General features: G+C 72.2%; 19 protein-coding genes. 12 read left to right on the forward strand and 7 right to left on the reverse strand.

What is annotated here, in order from left to right:
• The first annotated feature begins 16 nt into the window (after window positions 1-16).
• The 4 genes from rpmB (at window position 17) to ACFVXA_RS17360 (ending at window position 2,178) form a co-directional block, all read left to right on the forward strand.
• On the forward strand, window positions 17-253 hold the full coding sequence (gene rpmB / locus ACFVXA_RS17345; protein WP_362028399.1) for a 50S ribosomal protein L28: 237 nt from the start codon (window positions 17-19) through the stop codon (window positions 251-253).
• On the forward strand, window positions 253-558 hold the full coding sequence (rpsN, locus tag ACFVXA_RS17350) for a 30S ribosomal protein S14 (RefSeq protein WP_362028396.1): 306 nt from the start codon (window positions 253-255) through the stop codon (window positions 556-558). The genes rpmB and rpsN overlap by 1 nt, the downstream gene beginning before the upstream one ends.
• A 54-nt stretch (window positions 559-612) precedes the next feature.
• A complete protein-coding gene (locus tag ACFVXA_RS17355) occupies window positions 613-1,143 on the forward strand; it encodes a hypothetical protein (protein WP_384398749.1) in 531 nt (176 codons plus the stop codon).
• Between the two features lie 489 nt (window positions 1,144-1,632).
• Window positions 1,633-2,178: a DUF4232 domain-containing protein gene (locus ACFVXA_RS17360; protein ID WP_389752319.1), complete on the forward strand. Its 546-nt coding sequence runs from the start codon at window positions 1,633-1,635 to the stop codon at window positions 2,176-2,178.
• Window positions 2,179-2,202: 24 nt separating this feature from the next.
• Here the strand turns inward: ACFVXA_RS17360 and ACFVXA_RS17365 are convergent, their stop codons facing one another.
• Window positions 2,203-3,378, reverse strand: coding sequence for a DUF2786 domain-containing protein (locus tag ACFVXA_RS17365; RefSeq protein ID WP_389752317.1), 1,176 nt, complete (start codon window positions 3,376-3,378; stop codon window positions 2,203-2,205).
• Between the two features lie 442 nt (window positions 3,379-3,820).
• On the opposite strand from ACFVXA_RS17365, the gene ACFVXA_RS17370 reads away from it, so the two are divergent.
• Window positions 3,821-4,558, forward strand: a complete 738-nt coding sequence (locus tag ACFVXA_RS17370; RefSeq protein WP_362028386.1) for a Clp protease N-terminal domain-containing protein — start codon at window positions 3,821-3,823, stop codon at window positions 4,556-4,558.
• Window positions 4,559-4,642: 84 nt separating this feature from the next.
• Window positions 4,643-6,343, forward strand: a complete 1,701-nt coding sequence (locus ACFVXA_RS17375; protein WP_390025444.1) for a bifunctional 3'-5' exonuclease/DNA polymerase — start codon at window positions 4,643-4,645, stop codon at window positions 6,341-6,343.
• 162 nt (window positions 6,344-6,505) lie between these two features.
• On the opposite strand, the gene ACFVXA_RS17380 is transcribed toward ACFVXA_RS17375, so the two are convergent.
• The 4 genes from ACFVXA_RS17380 to ACFVXA_RS17395 form a co-directional block, all read right to left on the reverse strand.
• Window positions 6,506-9,532 (reverse strand): BTAD domain-containing putative transcriptional regulator, encoded by a 3,027-nt coding sequence (locus tag ACFVXA_RS17380; protein ID WP_390025446.1) that lies wholly within the window; start codon window positions 9,530-9,532, stop codon window positions 6,506-6,508.
• A 298-nt stretch (window positions 9,533-9,830) separates the two neighbouring features.
• A complete protein-coding gene (locus ACFVXA_RS17385; RefSeq protein WP_383739937.1) occupies window positions 9,831-10,736 on the reverse strand; it encodes a glycosyltransferase family 2 protein in 906 nt (301 codons plus the stop codon).
• Window positions 10,737-10,869: 133 nt separating this feature from the next.
• Window positions 10,870-11,166: a hypothetical protein gene (locus ACFVXA_RS17390; protein ID WP_390025448.1), complete on the reverse strand. Its 297-nt coding sequence runs from the start codon at window positions 11,164-11,166 to the stop codon at window positions 10,870-10,872.
• Window positions 11,167-11,334: 168 nt separating this feature from the next.
• On the reverse strand, window positions 11,335-11,952 hold the full coding sequence (locus tag ACFVXA_RS17395; protein WP_362031431.1) for a hypothetical protein: 618 nt from the start codon (window positions 11,950-11,952) through the stop codon (window positions 11,335-11,337).
• A 342-nt stretch (window positions 11,953-12,294) separates the two neighbouring features.
• On the opposite strand from ACFVXA_RS17395, the gene ACFVXA_RS17400 reads away from it, so the two are divergent.
• The 6 genes from ACFVXA_RS17400 (at window position 12,295) to ACFVXA_RS17425 (ending at window position 22,243) form a co-directional block, all read left to right on the forward strand.
• Window positions 12,295-16,272: an SGNH/GDSL hydrolase family protein gene (locus tag ACFVXA_RS17400; protein ID WP_390025450.1), complete on the forward strand. Its 3,978-nt coding sequence runs from the start codon at window positions 12,295-12,297 to the stop codon at window positions 16,270-16,272.
• A gap of 78 nt (window positions 16,273-16,350) precedes the next feature.
• Window positions 16,351-16,743 carry a hypothetical protein gene (locus ACFVXA_RS17405; RefSeq protein WP_383906236.1) on the forward strand — a complete coding sequence of 131 codons (393 nt, stop codon included), beginning with the start codon at window positions 16,351-16,353 and terminating at the stop codon, window positions 16,741-16,743.
• A 154-nt stretch (window positions 16,744-16,897) separates the two neighbouring features.
• Complete coding sequence (locus tag ACFVXA_RS17410; protein WP_389512355.1) at window positions 16,898-18,271, forward strand: ATP-grasp domain-containing protein; 1,374 nt, start codon at window positions 16,898-16,900, stop codon at window positions 18,269-18,271.
• Window positions 18,268-19,401, forward strand: coding sequence for a GNAT family N-acetyltransferase (locus ACFVXA_RS17415; protein ID WP_362031439.1), 1,134 nt, complete (start codon window positions 18,268-18,270; stop codon window positions 19,399-19,401). Before ACFVXA_RS17410 ends, ACFVXA_RS17415 begins: the two co-directional genes overlap by 4 nt.
• Window positions 19,398-21,221, forward strand: coding sequence for an ABC transporter substrate-binding protein (locus tag ACFVXA_RS17420; RefSeq protein ID WP_389752308.1), 1,824 nt, complete (start codon window positions 19,398-19,400; stop codon window positions 21,219-21,221). The genes ACFVXA_RS17415 and ACFVXA_RS17420 overlap by 4 nt, the downstream gene beginning before the upstream one ends.
• Window positions 21,218-22,243, forward strand: a complete 1,026-nt coding sequence (locus ACFVXA_RS17425) for a GNAT family N-acetyltransferase (protein ID WP_362031443.1) — start codon at window positions 21,218-21,220, stop codon at window positions 22,241-22,243. Before ACFVXA_RS17420 ends, ACFVXA_RS17425 begins: the two co-directional genes overlap by 4 nt.
• Here the strand turns inward: ACFVXA_RS17425 and ACFVXA_RS17430 are convergent.
• Both ACFVXA_RS17430 and ACFVXA_RS17435 read right to left on the reverse strand, forming a co-directional pair.
• Entirely contained in the window at window positions 22,195-23,199 is a 1,005-nt protein-coding gene (locus tag ACFVXA_RS17430; RefSeq protein WP_383739958.1) for an EamA family transporter, read from the reverse strand. The two genes, ACFVXA_RS17425 and ACFVXA_RS17430, sit on opposite strands and share 49 nt — an antisense overlap.
• Window positions 23,196-24,701 (reverse strand): Cpe/LpqF family protein, encoded by a 1,506-nt coding sequence (locus ACFVXA_RS17435; protein WP_390025452.1) that lies wholly within the window; start codon window positions 24,699-24,701, stop codon window positions 23,196-23,198. The genes ACFVXA_RS17430 and ACFVXA_RS17435 overlap by 4 nt, the downstream gene beginning before the upstream one ends.
• Between the last annotated feature and the right edge of the window lie 3 nt (window positions 24,702-24,704).

The following is a 24,704-nucleotide window of genomic DNA, read 5'->3' on the forward strand; positions in this document are numbered from 1 at the left end:
GGAGAGGTGCGTCACCGTGTCCGCCCACTGCATGCTGACCGGGGCCCGGCCGGGCTTCGGCAACTCCATCTCCCACTCCCACCGGCGCACCTCCCGCCGCTTCGACCCGAACGTCCAGCGCAAGCGCTACTGGCTGCCGAGCGAGGGCCGCTACGTACGGCTGCGGCTGAGCGCGAAGGGGATCAAGACCGTCGACACGATCGGCGTCGAGGCGGCCGTGGCGCGGATCCGTGCCCGAGGGGTGAAGGTCTGATGGCGAAGAAGAGCAAGGTCGCGAAGAACGAGAAGCGCCAGGAGATCGTCGCGCGGTACGCCGCCCGGCGGGCCGAGCTGAAGGAGATCATCCGCCGGCCGTCCTCGACCGCCGCCGAACGGGCCGCCGCCCAGAACGAATTGCGCAGGCAGCCGCGCGACGCCAGCCCCACCCGCGTACGCAATCGCGACAGTGTCGACGGCCGTCCGCGCGGTTATCTGCGCACCTTCGGCCTCTCCCGGGTGAATCTGCGTGAGCAAGCGCACGCCGGATTCCTCCCCGGCGTGCGCAAGTCCTCCTGGTAACTTGCTGCGGTCGTTCAGGCGACCCCGGCATCACCACCACCTTTGGGGGCTTCAGTGACTACGGCGAGTTCGGCGACCTTCCCGCGTACCCGCACCCGCACCCGCACGCGGGCGCGCATCGCGGCCGCGGCGGCGGGTCTGGCGGTCGCGCTCGTGCTGACCGGTTGCGGCAGTGGCGGCGACGGCTCCGGGGACAAGTCCGCGACCCCGAGCACCTCCGCGACGGAGAGCGCCGACACGGGCGGCGGCTCGGGCGGCACCTCCACCGGCGGCGGCAAGCTGGCGGGCAGCTGGCTGGCGACGACGGACGGCAAGGCCGTGGCACTGGTGATCACCGGTAATCAGGCCGCGCTCTTCGCCACGGGGGGCTCCGTGTGCAGCGGCACCGCCGGCGACGAGGCGGGCATGCAGATGATCCACCTGAAGTGCACGGACGGGAACAAGGACCGCGCGTCCGGCATGGTCACCCACATCGACTCCACGTCCCTGCGGGTCAAGTGGGCGGGCTTCGGACAGGAGATCTACACGAAGTCCGAGGGCGGACAGTTGCCCACGGGGCTGCCGACGGCGAGCCTGGGCTCCTGACCGCGCTCACCGCTCGGCGCTCGGCGTCTCTTCACGGGCCACGGGCCACCGACCACCGGCCATCGGCCATCGGCCATCGGCCATCGGCCATCGGCCATCGGCCATCGGCCATCGGCCATCGGCCATCGGCCATCGGCCATCGGCCATCGGCCGCGGAATCCTTCGGGTTCCGCGGCCGTTCGCGTGGCCGTCCCAGGCGTACCCGCCCCAGGCGCACCCGTCCCGTGCGTACCCGTCCCGTGCGTACCCGTCCCGGGCCGCCCAGCTCGGCACGGCCAGGGGTTCGAGACGTCGCCGCTCGATCGTCAAGCACGCGCGCGTGGTCTGCCTCAGCGCCCGGAGCCGGCTCGACGCGCCGACGCAAGGGATATTCATGGGCATTCACGGCATGGTTGGGGTGAACGACCCGGGGACCGCACACCGTCCGAAGGGAAATGCGTGATGATCCCCCATGAACACCGTCACCGGCACCACCCCCCGGGGGAACCCATGCGCGCCCTGCCCATCGCCGTCACCGTCCTCGCCGCCGCCCTCGCCCTGACCTCCTGCGACAGCAGCGGCGGAGACAGCGGAGGCAACAGCGACGGCGGCAACAAGACGACCGGCACATCATCCGGCACCTGCAAGATCGACCAGGTCGGCATCCAGGTCGGACCCGCCAACGCCGCCCCCGCCGCCGGGGACACGGGCAACGTCCCGGTCACGATCACCAACCGTGGCTCCAAGTGCCTCCTGGAGGGCTTCCCCGGCCTCGAGGTCCAGGCCGGCGGCACCTCCACGGACATCGTCGCGGACAAGGCGGCGAAGCCGGAGAAGCTGACCCTGGCGGCGAACGGCACCGCGTCCTTCACCATCAGCTACGTACGAGGCAAGGCGGACGACGCGAAGACCCTCGACCTGAAGACGCTGAAGATCAGCTTGCCCGGAGCCACCGCCGCGCAGGACTTCACGTGGTCGTACGGGCCCGTCGCGGGCAAGGGCCGGGCGGGTGAGCTGGACGCCTCCGTGACGCCGTTCCAGCCCGCGGGGGACTGAGTCCCTCCACACGCGGTGGTCCCGTCACGGGATCGGGCGGCGGCCCTTGACCTGTGCCCGGTCGGCCGCCGCGGAGCCCTCGTGCCAGCCGGCCGCGTCGGTGACCCCGCGCAGCCTTGTCGTCACCGTTTCGGGGAACAGCCGGTCCATGTGGTCCGCGACCGCCACGTCGCGGGCCGCGAGCACCGGCAGCAACTCCCCCTCCGTGGCCGTCACCTGGCCCTCGGCGACGGACGCGAGGCGGTCGCCGATCCGGTGCGCGTACGCGGCGAGGAAGGACTGCCGGAAGGTCTTCGTACGCTTCCGGCCGCTCGCCCGCTGCGCCGCCTCCGCCTTCGTCATCGCCGCCGTGGCCTGCACGAGCAGCGAGGTGTAGAGGAGTTCGACCGCCTCCAGATCGGGTTCGAAGCCGACGACGGTCGAGAAGCCGAGGGCCTCGTTCCACACGGCCCGGCAGCGGTTCGCCCCGGCCACCGCGTCCAGGAGGACCGCCTTGGCCGTCTCGTACGGCGCCTCCATCCCGATACGGCAGGCGCCGGGCGCGTCCTTGGCGTGCGTACGCGCCGCGAGCAGCGCCTCGTCGATACTGTGCCGCGCCATCAGCTCCTGCGCCTTGGCGCTCAGCGCCTCGGCCTCCTCCGGGAACCCGGTCGCCTCGGCCTTCGCCAGCAGCGCGCGGATACGGGTGAGCATGCGGGAGTCGTGCGGGGCGGCGGCCGCCCGAGGTATGTCCAGCGGCTCGATGGCGGGGAGGCGTAGGAGCAGCCGGTACAGCTCCAACGCGGTGGTGGCGTACGAGAAGCGGTCGGTGCGGGGGGTCCGGGCCTCGGGGGCCAGGTCTTCGAGCTGGGCCGCCCAGCGCGGGCCCCGCGACGGACCGCCGCTCCCATCGCTCTCGCTGCGCTTGGCGTTCTCGGTGCGCTTGCGGCTCTCGCTGCGCTTGCTGTTCTCGCTCAGGATCAGCGCCGACACCAGGCGTACGTGTACGTCGTCCAGCTCGCGGCGCACGATCCGTACGACGTCGGCGGGCTGCCAGCCGCGTCGCCAGGCCGCGGTGACGAACTCCTCGCCGCGCCGGGTGAGTTCGGCGTCGGCCGCGGGGTCGGCGGCGAGCAACGAGGCACCCGTGTCGAGGGCCGCGTCGGTCTCGGCGTAGAGGGCGGCCTCGAAGGCGCGCTCCACGGTGCTGGACGTACTCATTCCTCGATCGTGTCACGGGCTCACGGGCTCACGGGCCCACGGGCCCACGGGCCCTGGCAGGGCCGGCCGCCACCCGCAGGACGCCGGGGTCGGGCCGGAGCGGGTGCCGTGTCGAGTCGGGCCGCGTCGAGTCGGGCTTGCCCCCGTGTCGCGGGAATCGGCGTATCCACACCCTGTGGACAGTGAACCGGCCGGCCACCTGGGGGAATTGGGGCGGGTGCGGACGAATGGATCAGCGCGGGACGCGGTGGCGGCGACGCTCCCGTCACGGACGTACGACAGCTCGCCGCGGACGTACGACAGCTCATCGCGGGGCACGTCGGCTCGTCGCAGGAAGGGCGGTCGGCCCCCCACGCCCCCCGGGACGGGGCGGGTGGCCCCCGGCAGCGGCGAGTGTCAACTTTGGGTTGACACTCCGGGACTGTCAACCTACGGTTGACGCATGACGAATCCACTCGGCACGGCATCCGTACGGCTCGACGACCTCATCGAGGCCATCAAGAAGGCCCACCCCGACGCACTTGACCAGCTCCAGGACGCGGTGATCGCCGCGGATCACCTGGGCGACGTGGCCGACCACCTGATCGGGCACTTCGTGGACCAGGCGCGGCGTTCGGGCGCGTCCTGGACGGACATCGGCAAGAGCATGGGGGTCACCCGGCAGGCGGCCCAGAAGCGTTTCGTCCCGAAGGCCGAGTCGGACCTCGATCCGAGCCAGGGCTTCGCGCGCTACACCCCGCGGGCCCGCCAGGCGGTCATGGCCGCGCACGCCGAGGCGAAGGCCGCGGGCAATGCCGAGGGGCTGCCCGCACACCTCGTCCTCGGTCTCCTCAGCGAGCCCGAGGCGCTCGCCGCGCAGGCGATCACCGCGCAGGGCGTGTCCCTGGACGCGGTGCGCGAGGCGGCGAAGGCGGCGCTTCCGCCGGCCGTCGACGAGGTCCCGGAGCTCGTCCCGTACGGTCCCGCCGCCAAGAAGACCCTGGAACTCACCTTCCGCGAGGCCCTCCGCCTCGGCCACAACTACGTCGGCACCGAACACATCCTGCTGGCCCTGCTGGAGTACGAGAACGGCGAGGGCGTCCTCAGCGGAGCCGGCGTCGACAAGGCGACGACCGAGGGGCACATCGCGCGCATGCTCGAGGAGATCGTGAAGGGAAAGGGCGCGGCCGGCACGGGCTGAGCGAGCCGGCGGGGCCAGGAGCGCTCAGGTGCGTCGGCGCGCGTGGCCGGGGCGTTGTCAGACCCGGCTGCGAGACTCGGAATCATGACCGAGCGCTGGGCTCTCGCGCCGGCCGAGGACGGTGGCGTGGAGGTCGCCGCCCTCGGCCCCGGCGGGCTGCCCGCCGGGCCGGTGCGCCGGGAGCCGGATCTCGCCGAGGCCGTGCGATCGCGGCCGGAGGTGAGCCGGTGGGTCTGGCGGTCCACGGCCGAGGTGTATCCGCGACTGCTCGCCACGGGGGTGCGAGTGGAGCGGTGTTACGACATGGAGGCCGCGGAGACCCTGCTGCTCGGGCACGAGGGGCGGCTCGGCGAGCCCCGGTCGGCGGCCGCCGCGCTGGCGAGGCTGCGCGGCGGCCCCGTACCGGCTGATCCGCCGCAGCGGTCCGCCGAGCCCGGCTCCCAGTCGTCGCTCTTCGAGCCCCGCCCGGTCCACGTGCCCCTGCGAGATCTCCTGGAGGTGTACGCGGATCAGCAGCGCCGTCATGACGCCGGCGCGCACCCGGAGCGGATGCGGCTGCTCACGGCGGCCGAGTCGGCGGGAATGCTGGTGGCCGCCGAGATGAACGACGCGGGACTGCCGTGGAGCGCGGACGTCCACCGCGAGGTGCTGCACGAACTGCTCGGGGAGCGGTACGCGGGCGGCGGCGAGCCACGTCGTCTGGCCGAGCTGGCGGACGAGGTGTCGGCCGCCTTCGGGAGACGGGTCAGACCTGATCTGCCCGCCGATGTCGTCAAGGCGTTCGCGCAGGCCGGGACCAAGGTCAAGTCCACCCGGCGGTGGGAGATCCAGTCGGTCGACCATCCGGCCGTGAAGCCGCTGCTCGAGTACAAGAAGCTGTACCGGATCTGGGTCGCTCACGGCTGGTCCTGGCTCCAGGACTGGGTGCGCGACGGGCGGTTCCGGCCCGAGTACCTGCCGGGCGGCACCGTCACCGGGCGGTGGGTGACCAATGGCGGGGGTGCCCTCCAGATCCCCAAGGTGATCCGGCGTGCCGTCGTCGCCGATCCGGGGTGGCGGCTCGTCGTCGCCGACGCCGACCAGATGGAGCCGCGTGTGCTGGCCGCGATCTCCCGCGACCCCGGTCTGATGGAGGTCGCGGGCCGGGAGGCCGATCTCTATCAGGCCGTGTCGGACCGGGCGTTCGCCGGTGACCGGGCGCAGGCCAAGCTCGCCGTCCTGGGCGCGGTGTACGGGCAGACGTCCGGCGACGGGCTGAAGAACCTCGCCCTGCTGCGCCGCCGCTTCCCCAAGGCCGTGGCGTACGTGGACGACGCGGCGCGGGCGGGGGAAGAGGGCCGGCTCGTCCGGACCTGGCTGGGGCGGACCTGTCCCCCGGCGGCGGGGGCGACGGAGGGCGGCGGGGAGGAGGCGGGCCTGCCGCAGGACGACCCCGCCGAGACCGTCCCCGGCGCCCCCGATCAGGGCTGGGTTCCCGGCTATGCCTCGTCCAACTCCCGTGCCCGCGGCCGCTTCGCCCGCAACTTCGTCGTCCAGGGCAGCGCCGCCGACTGGGCGCTGCTGGTGCTCGCCGCGCTCCGCCGCAGCTGCGCGGATCTCTCGGCCGAGCTGGTCTTCTTCCAGCACGACGAGGTGATCGTGCACTGCCCCGCCGAGGAGACCGAGACGGTGGTGGCCGCGATCCGTGACGCGGCCGAGCTCGCGGGGCGCCTGACGTTCGGGGAGACACCGGTCCGCTTCCCGTTCACCACGGCGGTGGTGGAGTGCTACGCGGATGCCAAGTGATCACCCGTTCACACCGACCACTCCGCGTCCCCCTCACCGCCCCGAGGTCGCCTCACCGCTCCGTGGTCCCCCACCACTCCGGCTTTCCTCACAGCACTGTGGTCACCTCACCAACCACTCCCTCTTTCCCTCACCCTTTCCCTCACCGCTCCGCGAGTTCCCTCACCGCTCCGCGAGGAGTTCTCTCAGCTCGCCGACCACCGGGCTGTCCGTCTCCTCCAGTGCTTCCAGGGCCAGTTCCCATTGCGCGTAGGCCGCCTCGGTGTCCCCGCGTGTGCGCAGCAGCAGGCCCCGCTGGTGGCGGGCGAGACCCCCGGTGTACCGGTCGGCCCGACCGTCGGCCCGGCACAGCAGCAGATCGCACTCGCCCACGGCACGCTCCCAGTCCCCCACCCCGCGCAGCGCGCGCACCAGCCCGAGCCGGGTCTGCGACTCGCCGTGCCAGTCGCCGTGGCTGCCGAGGATGCGCAGGCTCTCCTCGAAGTGCGGTACGGCGGCGGCCGGTTCGCCGAGGGTGAGGTGGGCGTAGCCGATGTTGCAGTGCGCGGAGTGCCGGATGATGACGTCCCGGACCGTGTCACCGATCGCGAGGCTGCGCTTGTGGTGGTCGATGGCGGCCCGCGGGTCCGTGTGCTCGTACAGGTTGCCGAGGTGGCTGTAGGTGATGGCCTCCATGTGCGGGTCACCCAACTCCCTGGAGAATTCGAGGCTTTGGAGCAGAGCCTCGCCGGATTCGGCGTAGCGGCCGAGTCCTTCGAGGAGCATGCCGCGGTTGTTCAGTCCCCGGCGCACCCAGGACAGGACGCCGAGGCGGCGCCAGATCGCGAGTGCCTCGTCGTTCAGGGCGAGGGCGTCGCCCGCACGGCCCGTCATGAAGTGCAGTCCCGCGAGGTCTCCGAGCGCGTACGCCTCGGCGGCCTCGTCGCCGAGCCGTCGCGCCGCTCCGAGCGCGGCCCGCTGGAGGATCTCCAACTCGGCCACCCGGCCGCTGCGTTGGACGTACGGGTTGAGGAGGCGGACGAGGAGGGGGACGTACGGAGAGCTGCCGGCGGAGCGTTCCACCAGCGTCACCACGTTCTCCAGCTCCAGGTCGCCCCAGGCGAAGGCCTCCTTGGCGGAGTGGAAGGAGGGCGTGGCCGCGACGTCCACCGAGTGCGGGGGTGGCTGGGAGGTGGTGGGGCGGCTGCGGTCCTCGCGGTCGAGGCCGGGTTCGAGGATCGCCTCCAGGGAGCGCCCGGCTACGCCGGTGTACCAGCGGAGAGCGCGTTCGGTGACCGCTGAACTGTTGTCGGCCGGGGTCGAACCCGGTCCCTCGGCCGCCCCCGCGATCTCTCTCGCGAAGTCACGGACGAGGTCGTGGGGTGTGTAGCGGCCGTAGGCCGTCTCCTCCAGGAGGGCGACGTCGACGAGGCGGTCGAGGGCGGCCTCGGCACGGCGCTCGTCGGTGTCGGTGAGACGGGCGAGGAGGCGCGCCCCATACGTGGGAAGGTCGAGCGCGCCGATACGGCACAGGGCGAACGCCGCGTCCCGGTCGGCCTCGCGGTCCGAGGCGCGCAGCGCGTCGTGCGCGACGGCCAGGGAGCGGCGGACGCTCAGGTCGTCGTACTCCAGATGGTGCAACCGACCTTCCGTGGCGGCCAGTTGACCGGCGAGCACGTCCGGCGTGAGCGCGCGGCGCGCGGCGAGCCGGGCCGCGACGACGCGGAGGGCGAGCGGCAGCCGGCCGGTGAGTTCGACGAGTGGGTGCCCGCCGTCGAGACCGTCCCGGCGGCCGGAGACCGCGCGGAGCAGCGCCGCGCTCTCCTCGTCCGACAGCGGAGCGAGCGGGAAACGGTGCACCCCGTCCAGCACGGTGAGCGGCGAACGGCTCGTCACGATCACCGCGCACCCCGCGCCCGCGGGCAGCAAGGGCCGCACCTGGGCGGCGTGCGCGGCGTCGTCGAGCACCATCAGGGTGCGGGTGGGCGCCAGCATCGACCGGAGCAACGCGGCCGCCGCGTCCGGGTGTTCGGGGATCCGGCGAGGCTCCGCTCCGAGGTCACGGAGCAGTGCCGTGAGCGCCTGGCCGGAGGTGAGCGGGGTCATGCCCGGGGTGGCGCCGTGCAGGTTGACGTACAACTGACCATCGGGGAAACGTTCCCGCAGCCCGTGCGCCACATGCAGCGCGAGAGCGCTCTTGCCGACGCCCGCCATGCCGCTGATCACGACCACACCGGGGCCGGAGCGCTCCGGGAAACCCGGCCCCACCGCCGCACGCCCCGGATCCAGCGTGAGGCGCAGCGTCTCGCGGATGTCGGCGCGCCCCGTGAAGTAAGCCGGAGGCGGCGGGAGTTGGGCGGGGCGCGGCGGGCCGGGGTCCGCCGGGGCGGCGGCCGGCCCCCGTTGCGCTCGCTCGGAGTCCTCGGTGGGGTCCGGTGCGGCCGCCTCGTCGCCTCGATCCCGGAGGATTTCCAGGTGGGCCTCACGGACCGCGGGGCCCGGTTCGACGCCGAGTTCTTCCAGGAGGCGGGCTCGCAGGTCGCGGTGGACGGCGAGAGCCTCGGCCTGCCGGCCGGTGCGGTGCAGGACGAGCATCAGGAGGCGATGGAAGGCCTCGCGGAGCGGATGCTCGGCGGTGAGGGCGGCCAGCTCCGGGGCCAGACGGTCGCGGCGGGCGGCCGTGGGAGCGAGCTGCAGCTCGGCCTCGTACCGCCATTCCAGGACCAGCAGCCGGGCCTCCTCCAGTCGCTGGACGAAGGCGCGTCCCCCTGTCTCGGGCGGCAGTCCGCTCAGCGGGGTGCCGCGCCACAGCGCGAGCGCCGCGGCGGACTCGCGCAGCGCCCGTTCCCAGTCGCGCCGGGCGTGCGCGGTGCGCGCCGCCGTGGCGTGCTGTTCGAAGACGCGGACGTCCAACTCGCCCTCGCCGACCCGCAGGACGTATCCCGGCGGGACCGCGCGCAGCCGGTCGGGGTCGTCGAGGAGGCGCCGCAGCCGTGTCACATGGTTCTGGAGGGAGGCCTGCGCGGACGCGGGCGGGGCCCCGCCCCACAGCGCGTCCTTGAGGACGTCGACCGAGACGATCCGGCCGGGCTCCAGGAGCAGCGCGGCCAGCAGGGCACGCATCTTGCCGCTGCCGATCGACCGGAATTCGCCGTCGGCGGCGTACAGGACCGGCGGCCCCAGCAGCCCGAACCGCAGCCCGTTCCGCATCACGCCGCCCCACTGCCTTCCCGCACGACCGCTCCGGCCGCGCCCATGGCGACTTCGCGCCTTCTTCCGGCGGCTTCCTGCCGACCGTCTCACGGCCCCCGAGAGAACCGTTGGCCTCATGTTAGCGATCCGTTGGCGTGGCCTGATGTGATCACTCCATCGGATCTGGCCCGACGGTGCGCGCGTACGACGCGTAACTCGGGGGAGTGACGCCGCCGTGGCCGGATCCGGGGTCGCGCGAGGCCCCGGTCGTCGGAGGTGAACGACCGGGGTCTCCGTATGACCGTCCCGTCAGGTCTCAGATGACGGGCGGGCGGCCCAGGCGGGTGAGTCGCCACACCGTCCGCCAGCGCATCGGGCGGCGCTCTCCGCCCGGCTCCCGCAGCCCCTCCGCGAAGCCGCCGAACCAGGCCTTCAGGCCACCGATCGACCGGGTCCGTACGAGCGTGGCCAGAATCCAGATGCCCAGGTGCACCGGGATCAGCGGAAGGGGCAGTCGGCGGCGGGTGAGCCAGACCCGGTTGCGGGCGGTCACCCGGTAGTAGATGGCGTGCCGGGCGGGCGAGGTCTTCGGATGCTGGAGAAGCAGCCCGGGCTCGTAGAGCACGGTCCACCCGGCGTCGATGGCACGCCAGGCCATGTCGGTCTCCTCGTGCGCGAAGAAGAACTCGGCGGGCCAGTCACCGATCTCGGCGAGCATGGGCATCGAGAGCGCGTGCCCCCCGCCGAGGAAGCCGGTCACCGGTCCACCGCGCATGGGGTCCTTGGCGCCGACCCGGGGCACGTGCCGGCGCTGGGTCTCCCCGTTCTCGTCGGCGATGCGGAAACCGACGATGCCGAGCCGGGGATCGGCGGCGTACAGATCGCGTACCTTCCGCAGGACATCCGCGTCGACCAGCAGTCCGTCGTCGTCGAGCTCGACGACGACGTCGACGTCCGCCAGCTCGCTGAGGCGCTGGAGGGCGACGTTGCGGCCGCCGGGGCACCCTAGGTTCTCGTCGACCTCGATGGTGGTGACCTGCCCGGGCAGGCCGAGGCGTGCGGCGAACTCGGGCAGTGGACAGCCGTTCCCGACGATCACGATCCGCGCGGGCGCGACGTCCTGCTTGGCCACGGAGGTGAGCAGCGCGTCGACCTCGGCGGGCCGGTTGCCCATGGTCACCACGGCAACGGCAACCCGCGGCCCCTCCTCCGCCTGTGACACGACATCCACCCCATCCCGGCCGACAACTGTGCCGCGATGCTAGCCGTTCACCGGAATTCCCCCTCACGTCCGCCCCGGCGTACATCCGTAATACAACCGGATGTACGCCATCCGCCGTCCGCGGGCGCACCGTTCAGCCCGAGTAGGAGCCCCTGACCTCGAACTGCTCGGCGGTCGGCGGGCCGGCCAGCCAGTCCCTCAGGCCCGCCTGGAACTCGCGGAACTCCGCGATCGCGGTCAGCGGGTTCTCGATGCCGTCCGCGACTTCCAGGTGAACGACGTAGGTGACGCCGTCGGGCAGCCGGTACGAGGCGTAGCGCACGCCCGTCGGCCGCTCGCGCTCGATCGCGGTGAACATCCTCTTCAGGGCGTCCTCGAGTTCTCCGACGGACTCGGGCTTCACGGCGGCACGCACCATCAGAACGGTCATGTTGGTCATCTCCCTCTCACCGGCCCGCGTGCTGCGGCGCCGTCGCCTCCCTGACGCGCGGGAGGGCCGATGTGTGACGAGGAGACCGGGCCGCCCGCCGTGGGCCGGAAACCCGCTCCCCGCCGTGTGCGGGAGTCAGCGGTGTGCGGGAGCCGGCCGTGTGCGAAGTCAGTGGGCCACCGGTGGCGCGATGCAGGCCGTCTCGGGATAGGGGCCGGTGACCTCGGTCCACACGCCGTCCCCGGTCACCGTGCCGGAGATGCACGCGGTCCTGCCGACCCAGATGCCGTACGCGCTGCCCGGCACCTTCTCCGCGTGGTCCACCTTCCATGTCGACCACGGGTCCTGGACGCGCAGGTCCGCGGCGCGGAATCCGAGCGAGGCGAGGGCGGGGCGTACGTCCTCGGGGCTGATGCGCCCCTGCTCGCGCAGCTTCTCCAGGACCGGCTTGACCTTCTTGGCCTTCTCCTTGGCGGCCGCCTCGTCGGCGGGGGTCATGTCCGCCGGTCTGCGGCCGATGTTGTTCTCGGCGTTGTGCGGGGCGCTGTCGCCGTGGTCCGGCTCGGCCTGCGGGCTCGCGGGCGGCGAGGACGAGGTGGAGGTGGAGGGCGGCGAGTCGGGCGGGGTGCGGGGCGACTGCGCGCCCGTGGTCTCGGTTCCGCAGGCGGTGAGACAGACGGCGGCGGTCGCGAGTAAGAGGGCTGCGCGGGGAGCGTGCTTGAGGCTCGTACGGCTCGTACGGCTCTCACCGCTCCTATGGCTCGTACGGCTCTGTCGGGAAGGCATGCCGCCAGGTTGGCAGAGGGGGCGGCCGGGACACCTGAGTACGGACACTCATCCCCGCCGGAAAGAGCCGGGAGAGAGTCCGCGAAGAGCCCTCGGAGAGCTTTCGGCGAGTATTCGAGTGCCTCAACAGCCCGCGCCCTCAGGGGATTTGAAGGGGACGGCGCGAAGAGCGCCCGGTGCCACCATGCTCGCGCCTCCCCACAGGTGCGGCACGGGGGCGGCACACCCCCGCCCCCGCGAGCCGGCCTCCCCTGTCTGTCGACGTCGGTCCCGGGGTGCGGTCGCACGCCCTGATCAGGGCGTGAACCCCAGAAGAAAGACAGGAAGTTGAGACGCAGCATTGTGAGATATGCGCGTGTCCCGGTCGCCACGGCCGTCGCCATAGCGGTGGCCTGCGGGGTCGGTACGACGCAGGCCTACGCGGACGCAGTCCCGCCAGGAGCAACCAACGGCTGGTCCTCCGCCAAGGAGGCCACGAACGACGACAACCCCAGCTCGGTTCCCGCGAAGAAGCGGGCCGAACTGCTCGGCAAGGACTACAGGTCGTCCTCGGACCGGGCGTTCACGACATCGGGTGACGGCACCGGTTTCCATGTGATGGTGGCCGACGAGAAGAACGGCTACGCGTGGAAGACCGCGGCCTCGCTGTCCGAGCCGGGGTTCGAGACGGACACCTGGATCGGCAACGCCTGTGTGACCAAGTCCGGCAGGTACGCCGCGGTGGCGTACGCGCCGCGTACGTTCACCAACAAGCCCGAGCTGATGAGCCGGGGCGCCTTCGCCGCGATCGTGAACCTGGACAGCGGCGCCGTGCGCAAGCTGCCGTTCCAGGCCACGCTCGGCTACTTCTCGCCGGGCTGCGGCACGGGTGACGACGCCGTGTTCTCGCAGTTCACCGACGAGAACACGTCCAAGACGAACGAGACGCGGCTGGTCAGGGTCGCCGCCGCCACCGGAAAGACCGCGCGGACGAAGGTGGCCGGCCAGGTCACCTCGGCGGTCCCCGTCGACGGCAGGATCGTCGCGGCGCGCGGCAACCAGGTCGTACGGATCGACGGCTCCACGGTGAAGACGGTGGCCCGCACCCACGCCGTACCGTTCCAGCTCCAGCCCGACGCCGACGGCGGGGTCACCTTCATCGACCGGCTGCCCGGCGGCAAGAAGAAGTCGTCGGCCGACGACCAGGCCGCCGTCTCCCGTGTCACCGCGGGGGCGCTGGAGTCGGCGAACGGCAAGGCGCGGGCCGCCCTGCTCGCGCAGGGGTCGCTGACCGGCTTCGACCTCACGCGTACGTCGGCGGGAACCGTGTACGTCACCGGCAAGGCCCGTACCAACGGGTCGCTGCCGGGTGCCGTCCGCAACCCGGGCGGGATCGCCAAGGACGCCCGGATCTCCAGCCGCGGCGGCGCCGCGGTGACCACCGCGTGGGCCGACGGCAAGGACTCCAGGATCACGCAGCAGGACTCCTTCTCGGCGCGCGCCGCGAGGATCACCCTGAAGGCCCTGGACACCGGCAGGACGACCGTCCTCGACGCCGCGCCCGGGAACCGGATCGGCAGCGCGGGCGCCCAGCGCGCCGCGACCGCGACGAGCCCGGTCCTGACCGCTCCGGCGCCGTCCGGCAAGGCCACACCGATGGCGACCCCGGTCGACACGGACCGCACGTGTTCGGTCCCGCGCAACGACCCGAAGAAGCAGGCGTTCCAGCCGACCCCGCGGCAGATCGAGTGGGCCGTGGACCAGGCGGTCGTCGGCACCCTCAACAAGGGCGCCACCCGCGCGGCGAACTGGAAGAACACGGGGATGAGCGCGTACGCGCCGCAGACCCTGTTCCCGCTCCAGTCGCTCAGCGGCGGCAGCGGCGCCGACTGGCACATCCCGGCTCAGGTGATGCTCGGCGTCACCGCGCAGGAGTCGAACATGTGGCAGGCGACCCGCTACGCCGTGCCGGGTGTCACCGCGAACCCGCTGATCGGCAACTTCTACGGCGTGAAGTACTCCTCCGACGGCTCGCAGACCGACCCGTGGGCGATCGACTGGACCAAGTCCGACTGCGGTTACGGCGTCACCCAGGTCACCGACGGCATGCGGCTGCCGGGCAAGGGCCAGCCGACGAAGACCACGCAGCAGCAGGAGGCCATCGCGCTCGACTACGCGGCGAACATCGCGGCCGGCGTGAACATCCTGGTCGAGAAGTGGAACCAGACCCGCGCCGACGGGATCGTCATCAACGACGGCAGCCCGAAGTACATCGAGAACTGGTTCGCCGCCCTGTGGTCGTACAACACCGGCTACCACCTCAAGGCGGACGCGGGCAGCAACTCCGGCAAGTGGGGCCTCGGCTGGACCAACAACCCGGCCAACCCGCTGTGGAAGGAGAACCGCACGCCGTTCCTGGAGGACGCGGCCGGCGCCGACGACTACAGCCACGCCGCGCACCCGCAGGACTGGCCGTACGAGGAGAAGGTCATCGGCTGGGCGGCCCGCCCGATCTCGGCGATGTTCAAGCCCGGTGACTTCCAGGCCGGTTACCGCGCCGCGTGGTGGAACACCAACGCCTACCGCACGGCGGCCAAGCCCCCGATCGCCCTGTTCTGCGACAGCAGCAACAACTGCGACGCCTCGAAGATCAGCACGGACGCCACCAACAACACCGGCGGCGGACCCTGCCTGCTGCCCGGCGACCCGAGCACCTCCGACCCGCTGTACCTGAAGTGCTGGTTCACCAAGGCCGCGACCTGGAAGAACTGCACCTCCAGCGCCCAGTGCGGCAACCCGATCCACCGGTTCGACGACACCTATCCCGAGCAGCCGGACGCCAACTCCTACCCGCCACGCTGCACCACCGACCTGCCCTCCGGGACGTTCGTCGTCGACGACCTCGCCGACGGGACGATCCCGGCCGGATCCGACACCCGATCGTGCGGCACGGTCTCGTCCGCGGGTTCCTTCAACATGGATTTCGGGAGCGCCTCCTCCCGGATCGACCTGCACCAGATCGGCGCCGCCTACGGCAACCACTTCTGGTTCTCGCACACCAACAAGAGCGGGACCAGCGACGCGACCCGGCTGCAGACCACCGGCACCTGGACGCTGAACAAGCCGGACCGCGGCTGGATGCGGGTGTGGGTGCACCTGCCCGACCACGGGGCGCACACCCGTCAGGCCATGTACAAGGTCGGCGGCACCAACTCCACCAGCCCCAACCGCGCGCTGCCGCAGCGGGTGATGGAGAACAAGTGGGTGTCGATCGGCGTCTTCAACTTCACCGGGGCGCCCACGGTGGCCCTGTCGAACGTGACGCAGGACGGCAAGGGCACCGAGGACGTCGCCTGGGACTCGGTCGGCTTCCAGCCGCTGAGCAGCAAGGCGAAGAACACGATCGTGGCCATGGGCGACTCGTACTCCTCGGGTGAGGGCGCCTCGGAGAACGGCGGCGCGGACTACTACCCGGAGTCCGACTACTACGACAAGCAGCAGCCCGACACCGAGGACAAGTGCCACCGCTCGAAGTACGCCTGGTCGCGTCAGGCCACGCTGCCCGGCTACACCAAGTCGATCGGGGCGATGGCCGACGACCGCGACTCCGACATGGACTACCACTTCATCGCCTGCTCGGGCGCCCGCCACTACAACATCCTGCGCGAGGGCCAGAGCAGCGAGCTGCCGCAGATCAGCCAGGGCTACCTCGACCAGAACACCACGCTGGTCACCCTGTCCATCGGCGGCAACGACGCCCGGTTCGCCGACATCGTCCAGGAGTGCATCACGGCCCTGACCGTGTGCAACGACAACTCCATCGACGCCGTCGACCCGGACACCGGGCAGAAGAACGGCCAGTCGACCGGCCCGCTGAACGAGTGGGCACCGAAGTGGCTGCACGAGCAGATCCGGCCGCGCCTGGCCGGCATGCTCAACTCCATCCATCTGAAGGCGCCGAACGCCAAGATCGTCCTCATGGGCTACCCGAAGCTCCTGGAGAACGACGGGCAGTGCATCGTCGGCATCGGCACCGAGGAGGGGCCGTGGCTGAACAGCATGGCGGACACCCTGGCCACCGAGATGCAGGGCGCGGTCAACGACGCCAACGCCCAGTACGGCGCGAACGCGGTCTTCTCCGACCCGCGTGACGAGTTCGCGGGCAAGGCGATCTGCGGTGACCCGGAGGACGTGCACGGGATCGTCCTCTCCGGCCACTCGCAGGCGGACAACCGGGACTGGAACTGGCTGCCGGGCAATGTGGCGCCGTCCATGAAGTCCTTCCACCCGAAGATCGCGGGTGCGCGGCTGTACGCCGACAGCCTGCAGCACTCGCTGTAGGCAGACCCTGAAGAGGTGACGGGGGCCTGAGTACGCGTACTCAGGCCCCCGTTGCCCTGCCATGGAAGGCTGAGGGACATGACGAACCGCAAGGCCGTCGCCCGCTGGGTGAAGGGCGCCGTCGTCTCGGCGGTGTCCGCCGTCGTCTGCTACTGGATCTGGACGTCCTGCCGGGAGTGGGCGTCGGGGGTGCGGGAGGCCAACCAGGACGCGTTCCTGGCCGGTTCCCTGGAGTCGCTGCTGGCGGGCATCGCGGGCGTGGGGTCGATGCCGCTGCTGCTGTGGGCCGGAATGCGGGCGGTGAAGGAACGGGGCAATCACCTCCTCGTGCTGGTCGGCGCCGCTCTCTGGCTCTTCCTCGGCGGCCATGTGGTCGAGGACGACGTCAGTACGGCCGCCACCGCCGGGTTCCTGGCGCTCTTCGCGCTCTTCGGCGCGCTACTGGCAGGGCTCCAGCCGCGCGGCGAGTGAACGGGGGCGCCGTTCCTATGCGCCTCGCCCGCCGCCTATGCACGTGACCACCCGATTCATGGCCCCGCCGTGGCCCAGGCATTCAACTGGTGCTCAACGCCAGTCGACTGCAACGCCACCGACGTGTTCGGCGGCGGACCATGGAGGCGGTCCCATGACAACACCCCTGGCCGACTACGCGAAGTTCGCCGGCAGGCGCATCGCGATCGTCGAGCACATGCAGAACCACCCGTTCGTCCTGGGCCTGCACCAGGCCCGCGAGCACGGTCTGGAGGTGTGGCTGCTCACCGGCGACCGGGCCTGGTACACACACGGCCACGACTGGGACTCCCACCCGCTCGCCGCGGCCGTCGACCGCGTGATCGACGTCGACACCACCGATCTCGAAGCGGTGCTCTCCGCGGTGACCGGCGAGGACGGCGCCCCTCTCGTGGACGGTCTGACGTCGTTCTCCGACTACCACACGGTGCTCGCCGCGCAGGCCGCCCGGCGCCTCGGCCTGCCGGGTCCCGATCCCGCGGCCGTGGAGACCGCCAACGTCAAGGACCGGCTGCGCGTCGCACTCGGCGACGTACCGTTCAACATCCCCCACATGCTGGTCAGCAGCCGCGAGCAGCTCGACGCGGCGGCCGGCCGGCTGGGCTTCCCGATGATCGCCAAACCGCCCGCGGAGGCGATCAGTTACGGGGTCCGCCGGGTCGACGACATGGCCCAGCTGGTCGAGGCGTGGCAAGAGCTGTCCGGGATACGGCACAGTCTGCGCGGCCAGCCGCGTTCGGGAGACGTGCTCCTGGAGACGTACGTCGAAGGCGTCGAGGTCAGCGTCGAGACGATGACGGTGGACGGCTACACGCACGTCTTCGGCGTCACCTCCAAGGACCTGTTCGGCGACCCGGCCTACATCGAGTGCGGGCACACCTTCCCCGTCCCGCTCTCCGACGAGGAGCGCGACCAGCTCTACTCCGTGGTCCGCGGCACGCTCAAGGCGATCGGCTACGACCACGGGCCCTGTCACACCGAGGTCCGGCGCACCGAGTCCGGCTGGCGCGTCATCGAGGCCAACCCGCGGACGCCGTCGAGCTGCATGACCATGCTCGTCACGGACGTCACCGGGCGCAGCCCCATCCTGGACGCCTGGCTGCTGACGATCGGCGAGGTCCCGCCGATCGAGCCGGTCCGGCACTCCGGGGGCGCCGCCGTCCGGATGATCTACCCGCAGCGGCGCGGTGTGCTCAAGCGCGTGGACGGGGTGGAGGCCGCCGCCTCGGTGCCGGGTGTCCAGGTGCTGCTGCACGTGGAACCGGGCGACCACCTGTTGCAGCGCATGGACAACTCCTCCTGCGTCGGCTTCACCTACTGCAACGGGCCCGACCGGCTCGAAGCGCAGGCCCTCGCCGACAAGGCGGCCGCGTACCTCGACTTCGTGGTCGAGGAGGACGAGCCGGGTGAGACGGGCGAGGCGGGCAAGGCGGGCGGGACCAACACGGCCGCCGTGGCGGACGGGGCGGACGAGGCGGAGACGCTGTGAAGGGCTCCGGTCCGTATCTGGGCAGCCACGGCGACGTCCGGCCGGTGGCCGACGCCGCCGGGCTGCCCGCCGCCGGCTGGGACGGCCTGCTCGGCGCGGAGGACTTCTTCCAGACGTCCCGCTGGCTCGCGGTGCAGGAGCGCAACTCCGGCACCACGATGGACTTTCTCGTCCAGCACCGGGACGGGAGGCCGGTCGCGGGCCTCGTCGCCGCGTGGGCCGACGACTCCGTGCCGTGGCTGCTCGCCCGGCCGGACGCGATGCTCTCGCGGGCCCTGGAGGACGGCGGTACGCCGGAGGCCGTCGCCGTCCTGGACGAGGTGGCCCAGGGCGATCCGGCGGCCCTGCTGCCGTCGCTGGTGTGCGGCGGCCGGCACCTGGGCCGCACCCGGCCGCCGGCCGGTCCCGACGCACTGCCCTCGGACGTCGAGGCGCTGGTGGAGCGGGCCGAGCAACTCGGCGCGGAGCGCGGGGCGGCGACCGTCTGCTTCCCCCACGTCGACGTCCGCGACACCGGCCTGGTCGCCCTGCTGCGCCGCCGCGGCTACCGCTCGCACCTCTCCGCGCACTACGCCTGGCTGCCCATTCCGCCCGGCGGCTGGGACCAGTTCCTCGAAGAGATGAGCAAGCACCGGCGCCGCCGGGTGCGCCTGGAGCGCCGCGCCCTGGCCGAGGCGAAGGTCGAGGTCCACCTCGAACCGCTGACCAAGGCGCTGGCCCCGCGCCTGGGCGAGCTGGACTGCAACCTGCTGCGGAAGTACGGCAATCCGGCCAGCCCCGAGCACTCGGCCGGTCTGCTGAGCTGGATCTCCGAGGTGATGGGCGACGACGCCATGGTCTCGGTGGCCCGCAAGGACGGCAGCATCATCGGCTTCGGCATGGTGCTGCGCTCCCGGGCCCGCGGTGAGGAGCAGTGGTTCGGCCACCGCGCCGGCTTCGACTACGACGCCCAGGGCAAGCTGCCGCTCTACTACGACGTCCTGTACTACCGCGTCCTCGAAGCCGCCGCGCGCGAGGGCGTGTCCGTCCTGCACGCCGGGATCGGCAGCGTCGAGGCGAAACTCGCCCGCGGCTGCCTGGCGAGCGAGGAGTACTCGTTCCTGCTACGGCTGGGGGAGACCACACGATGAGGGCACGACTTTCCGCGGCGACGGCGGGTTCGGACACGACTGCGGATACGGGCACAGATACGGGTGCACGTACGGATGCGGGCCTACGTACGGACGCGGGCGCGGGCGCCGGCTGGGACGCCGCCGTCGGCTCGCTGGTGAACCCCTCGGAGCGGCGCGGTGGGACCCTGCGCCTGGTCTCCTCGGCCGACGTGGACTCCCTCGACCCGGCCCGCACCTACTACGTGTGGGTCTGGCTGTTGCAGCGCATGCTCAACCGCACCCTCATGGCCTACCCCACCGACCCGGGCCCCGCCGGGCTCGTCCCCGTCCCGGACCTCGCCGAGAGCCCCGGGCAGGTCAGCGACGGCGGGCGCACCTGGACGTACCGGCTGCGCGAGAACCTGCGCTACGACGACGGCACCCCGATCACCTCGGACGACCTGCGCCACGCCGTACAGCGGGTGTTCGCTCAGGACGTCCTGCCCGGCGGCCCCACCTACCTCGTACCGCTCCTGGACGATCCCGCACGGCCGTACCCGGGCCCGTACCGGACGGCCGACCCGCTGCGGTCCGTCCGCACCCCCGACGCGCGCACGATCGTCTTCCATCTGCGGCGCCCGTTCTCGGACTTCGACCATCTGATGGCGCAGCCCTGCGCCGCGCCGGTGCCGAGGCGCGCCGACACCGGGGCGGCGTACGGGAAGGACCCGCGCTCCAGCGGCCCGTACCGCGTCGCCGTCCACCGGCCGGGCGCGTTCCTGCACCTGGAGCGCAACCCGTACTGGGATCGCGCGACGGACCCGGTCCGCCCGGCGCTGCCCGACCGGGTGGAGCTGACCATCGGGGTGGACGTCGACGAGCTCGACGAGCGGCTGATGGCCGGGGAGTTCGACGTCAACCTCGAAGGCCGGGGCCTCCAGCACGCGGCGCAGGACCGGGTCACGACGGACGGCGTCCTGCGGTCGTACACCGACAACCCCCGGACGAGTTTCCTGCACTTCGTGTCGGTCCAGCCGCACATCCCGCCCTTCGACGACGTGCACGCGCGCCGGGCCGTGCACTACGCCGCCGACAAGATCCTGCTCCAGCAGGCGCGCGGCGGCCCGGTCACCGGCGGCGACCTCACCACCGCCCTGTTCCCGCCCCGGCTGCCCGCCCACCAGACCCTGGACCGCTACCCGACCGGCCCGGACCTGCGCGGCGACCTCGACGCGGCACGCGCCGAGCTGGAATCGGCGGGGCTTCCGGACGGCTTCGACGCGGTGATCGGCACCCAGCGCGGCAAGTTCCGGCTGGTCGCCGACGCGCTCGCCGAGTCGGTGGCCCGGGTCGGCATCCGGCTGACCGTGAAGGAACTGGACGTCGCGAGCTACTTCAGCCTGGGCGCCGGGCACCCGGAGACCATCCGCACGCACCGGCTCGGGCTCGTCGTCACCGACTGGGGCGCCGACTTCCCCACCGAGTACGGCTTCCTCGCGCCCCTCGTCGACGGCCGCCAGATCAAACGCAACGGCGGCAACTGGAACATCGCCGAGCTCGACGACCCGCGCGTCAACGAGCTCATCGACCGGAGCCTGCACACCACCGACCCCGGTGAGCGGGCCCGCCAGTGGCAGGCCGTCGAACGCCTGGTGATGGAGCACGCCGTGATCCTCCCCCTGGTCCACGACAAGACCCTGCACTTCCGCAACCCGTGGGTCACCAATGTGTACGTCCATCCGGCCTTCGGGCTCTACGACGTCCAGGCGATGGGCGTCGATCCCGAGCACGCCCACCCCGCCCACGGCACCCCGCGCACCCACCCCACCCACCGCACCGACCGGGAGAGCACCACGTGAACGACCTCACGCGCGAGCTGCGCTTCAGCCCGCTGTCCGCCGACGACGAGACCACGGTCGGCCAGTGGCTGCGGCTGCTGGCCGACTCCGCCGGCGACGTCCCCGGGTCCGCGCCTCCGTGCACCGCCGACATGACCGGCTCGCTGCGCTTCCCGCCGCCCGCCACCAAGCTGGAGGACTGGGTCGTCCGCCATGACGGGCACGGCGGCCGCGTCGTCGGCGCGCTGCGGCTCGCGCTGCCCGACGGCGCCGACGTGGCACGGGTCGACCAGCTCCTCGTACGTCCGGAGCTGCGCCGCCGGGGCATCGGGCGGGCGCTGTACGGGCGGGCGGTCGACATCGCCGCGGGACACGGGCGGTCCGCGCTCGCCGCGACCGTGGTGGAGGAGCTGCCCGGCGGTCCGGCGCGCGACCCGGGGCCGGCCGCCTTCGCGGCGGCGATGGGGGCGGAGCGCTCGTCCGTACCGGCCGGCGTGCACCAGTGGCTCGACCTGGAGGTTCATGATCCGCTGGCCGACGGCGTCCCCTCGGTGCCCGCGGGGTACTCCCTGGTCACCTGGGGGACCATCACGCCCGACGCGTACGCGGTACGGGTGTCCGTGCTCGAACAGTCGCTGGGCGACGAGGCCTTCGACGAGGACCAGGAGGTCGAGACCAGCTACGCCCGGGAGTTCGAGACCATGCGGGTGGGGCGGGGGCGGCGGGCGTACCACACGGGTGTCGTCCACGAGGCGAGCGGCCGGCTGGCCGGGTACACCAGCGTCTCGAAGACCACGGGGAATCCCGCGTACGCGCTTCAGGGGATGACGGTGGTGCACCGGGCGCATCGCGGGCATCGGCTCGGGATGCTCCTGAAGCTGGCGAATCTCGCGTACGTGTTGCGGCACGAGCCTGCCGTACGGCTCGTCGAGACCGCCAACGCGGAGGACAACCACGCGATGATCGCGGTCAACGCGGCCATGGGGTTCGTGCCTTATGAGCGGTGGGTGTCCTGGACGGGGCTCGTCGGTTCCGGGGACTGATTCCCCCTCCGGCCGTCGCTGGCACTTCGCGGCTGGTCACGCCCACGCGGCGGAGCCGCGGATGTCACAGCCCCGCGCCCCTCACGGGGCCCGGGGGTCCAGCCCGTTCCCAGGAGCACCCCCAGGACCACCGCCGACCCGCCCGTGAGCGACCAGCCCGTGAGCTCCTCCCCCAGCACCGCCCACGCCGCCGCGACCCCCACCACCGGCACCAGCATGGAGAACGGGGCGACGACTCCCGCCTCGTAGCGCTTCAGGAGGGTGGTCCAGATGCCGGAGCCGACGACCGAGCCCGCGAGAGCCGTGTACAGCAGGGCCACCAGGCCGGTCCAGCCGTCGGGCCCGAAGGAGTCGCCGAGGGCGCGCCAGCCCGTGGTGGGGCCCTCCATGGCGGCGGACAGGGCCAGCAGCGGGAGCGGGGGGACGACGGACATCCACAGGGCGAAGCGCAGGGGGTGGTCGGGGCGGGCCTGCCGGCTGGCGATGTTGCCGAACGCCCAGCCGAGCGCGGCCAGCAGGGTCAGCAGCAGGGGGAGCAGGGCGGCGCTGCGGGCGCGTTCGACCGCGATCACGGCCATGCCGAGGACGGCGAGGGCTATGCCGCCCAGCTGGCGCCGGGAGACCCGTTCGCCCAGGAACAGCGCGCCGAGCAGCATGGTGAACGGCGCCGACGCCTGCACCACGACCGAGGCCTGCCCGGACGGCATGCCCTGGTCGATGGCGAGGAAGAGCAGCCCGAACTGCAGGGCGCCGAAGCCCAGTCCGTAGACCACCAGCCAGCGCACCGGCGCCTTCGGCCGGGGCACGAAGAGGATCACCGGCACGGCGAGGACGACGAAGCGCAGCGCGGAGAGGAAGAACGGCGGGTAGTGGTCGAGTCCGATCCGTACGGCGAGGAAGTTCAGCCCCCACAGCACGGCGACGAGCACGGCGAGGAGCCGGTCCTTGACGCTCACCGGGCGGCTTTCCCGTCGGCTTCTCCGTCGGCTCTCCCGTCCGCTTTCCCGCCTGCTTCTCCGTCGGCTTCCCCGACTGCCTTCCAGTCGGCTTTCCCGTCGTCTTCCCCGTCTGCCTTCCCGTTGCCGCCCTCGCCGTGCGGTGGCCCCGCTTCCAGCAGACCGGAGTTGATGACCCGCGCACCGAGCCCGCGCAGCAACAGGCCGTCGCCGATGGGCTTCTGCTCGTCGGCGGCCTGCCGCAGCACCAGCACGTGGGCGGTGCCGTCCCGGTCCTGGAGCAGCCAGCAGAACATCATCACGCCGGGGCAGGAACCGGCCTTGAAGTAGACCCGTGGCCATCGGACGTGGTCCACCGGAACGCCGGGGTAGGCGGTCAGGATGTGCTCGACGGTGCCGGTGGTGTCGCGCTCGCTGTCCTGGCGGAGACCGTCGAGGACGTGGAGCACGTCGTACGCGGTCATGTGCCAGTCGAGGCCCAGCCGGTGCACCGTCGGGCCCAGGTCGGAGCCGCGTACGGTCATCGGCCGGGCGATCTGCCGCAGCAGCTCGCGGCGTCCGGCCTCGTCCCGTTCCACCCAGGCCGCACGCAACTCCGGTGCTCCCCAGCCGAGTTCGAAGACCTCGTGGCTGGTGAGGAAGGGGCGCAGCAGGGACGGGTCGTGGTGCCGGGAGGCGACCACCGCGCGCTCCACGGCGTCCCGGCCCAGCCGGTCCGCGAGCAGATCGGCGCCGGTGTTGTCGCTCATCGCGATCATCTTGTACGCCGTCTCGCGCACCGTGACGCGGGTGCCGTCCGGCAGATCCTGCATGTCGCCCGTAGGCAGGCTGCGCAGTTCGGGCCGTACGGTGACCTCGTCGTCCCAGCTCAGCCCCGTGTGCTGGAGGGCGTGGACGAGGGCTCGCATCACATAGAGCTTGTACGCCGACCCGGTGGGCATCGGCCGGGCGGCGTCCGACTCGTGCAGGACGACGGTTCCGGCGGGCGTGATGCGGGCGGCGAGCACGGAGTGGCCGACGCCGGGGGTGCGCAGCGCTTCCTCCAGCTCGTCCCAGGTGCGTATCTCGGGGATCACCGTCTCGGGCTGGAGGGCGAGAATGCGGATCAGCCCGGTGGAGTCGAGGGTCAGCGACAGCGTGTGGCGCACGCCGGTCGGCCCGGACAGGACGACCCAGCCCTTGTGGGCCACCGGCTGGTACTCCCGTACCGTGAACGGCCCCTCGGCCCGCCACTGGGCCAGCGTCGCGGAGAAGCCCCCCGCGTGCCGGGCGGGGAAGGTCGGCACGAAGCGGACGGCCGTGGACGCGTCCGGGGCGAGGCCGGGCGCCGTCAGCAGCCCTACCGCCCACCGGGCCGCCTTCCCCATCGGGGAGTCGTCGGCGGCGAGCGCCGCCGCGGCGGCGTCGGCTGCTGCCGCGTCGTCGGCGGCTGCGTCGGCTGCCGCTGCGTCGGCTGCTGCCGCCGAGCCGACGACGGCGTCGGAACCAGGGGCCTTGATCATCAT

The organism is Streptomyces sp. NPDC058246 (assembly GCF_042881985.1).
In the GTDB taxonomy this organism is placed as follows: domain Bacteria; phylum Actinomycetota; class Actinomycetes; order Streptomycetales; family Streptomycetaceae; genus Streptomyces.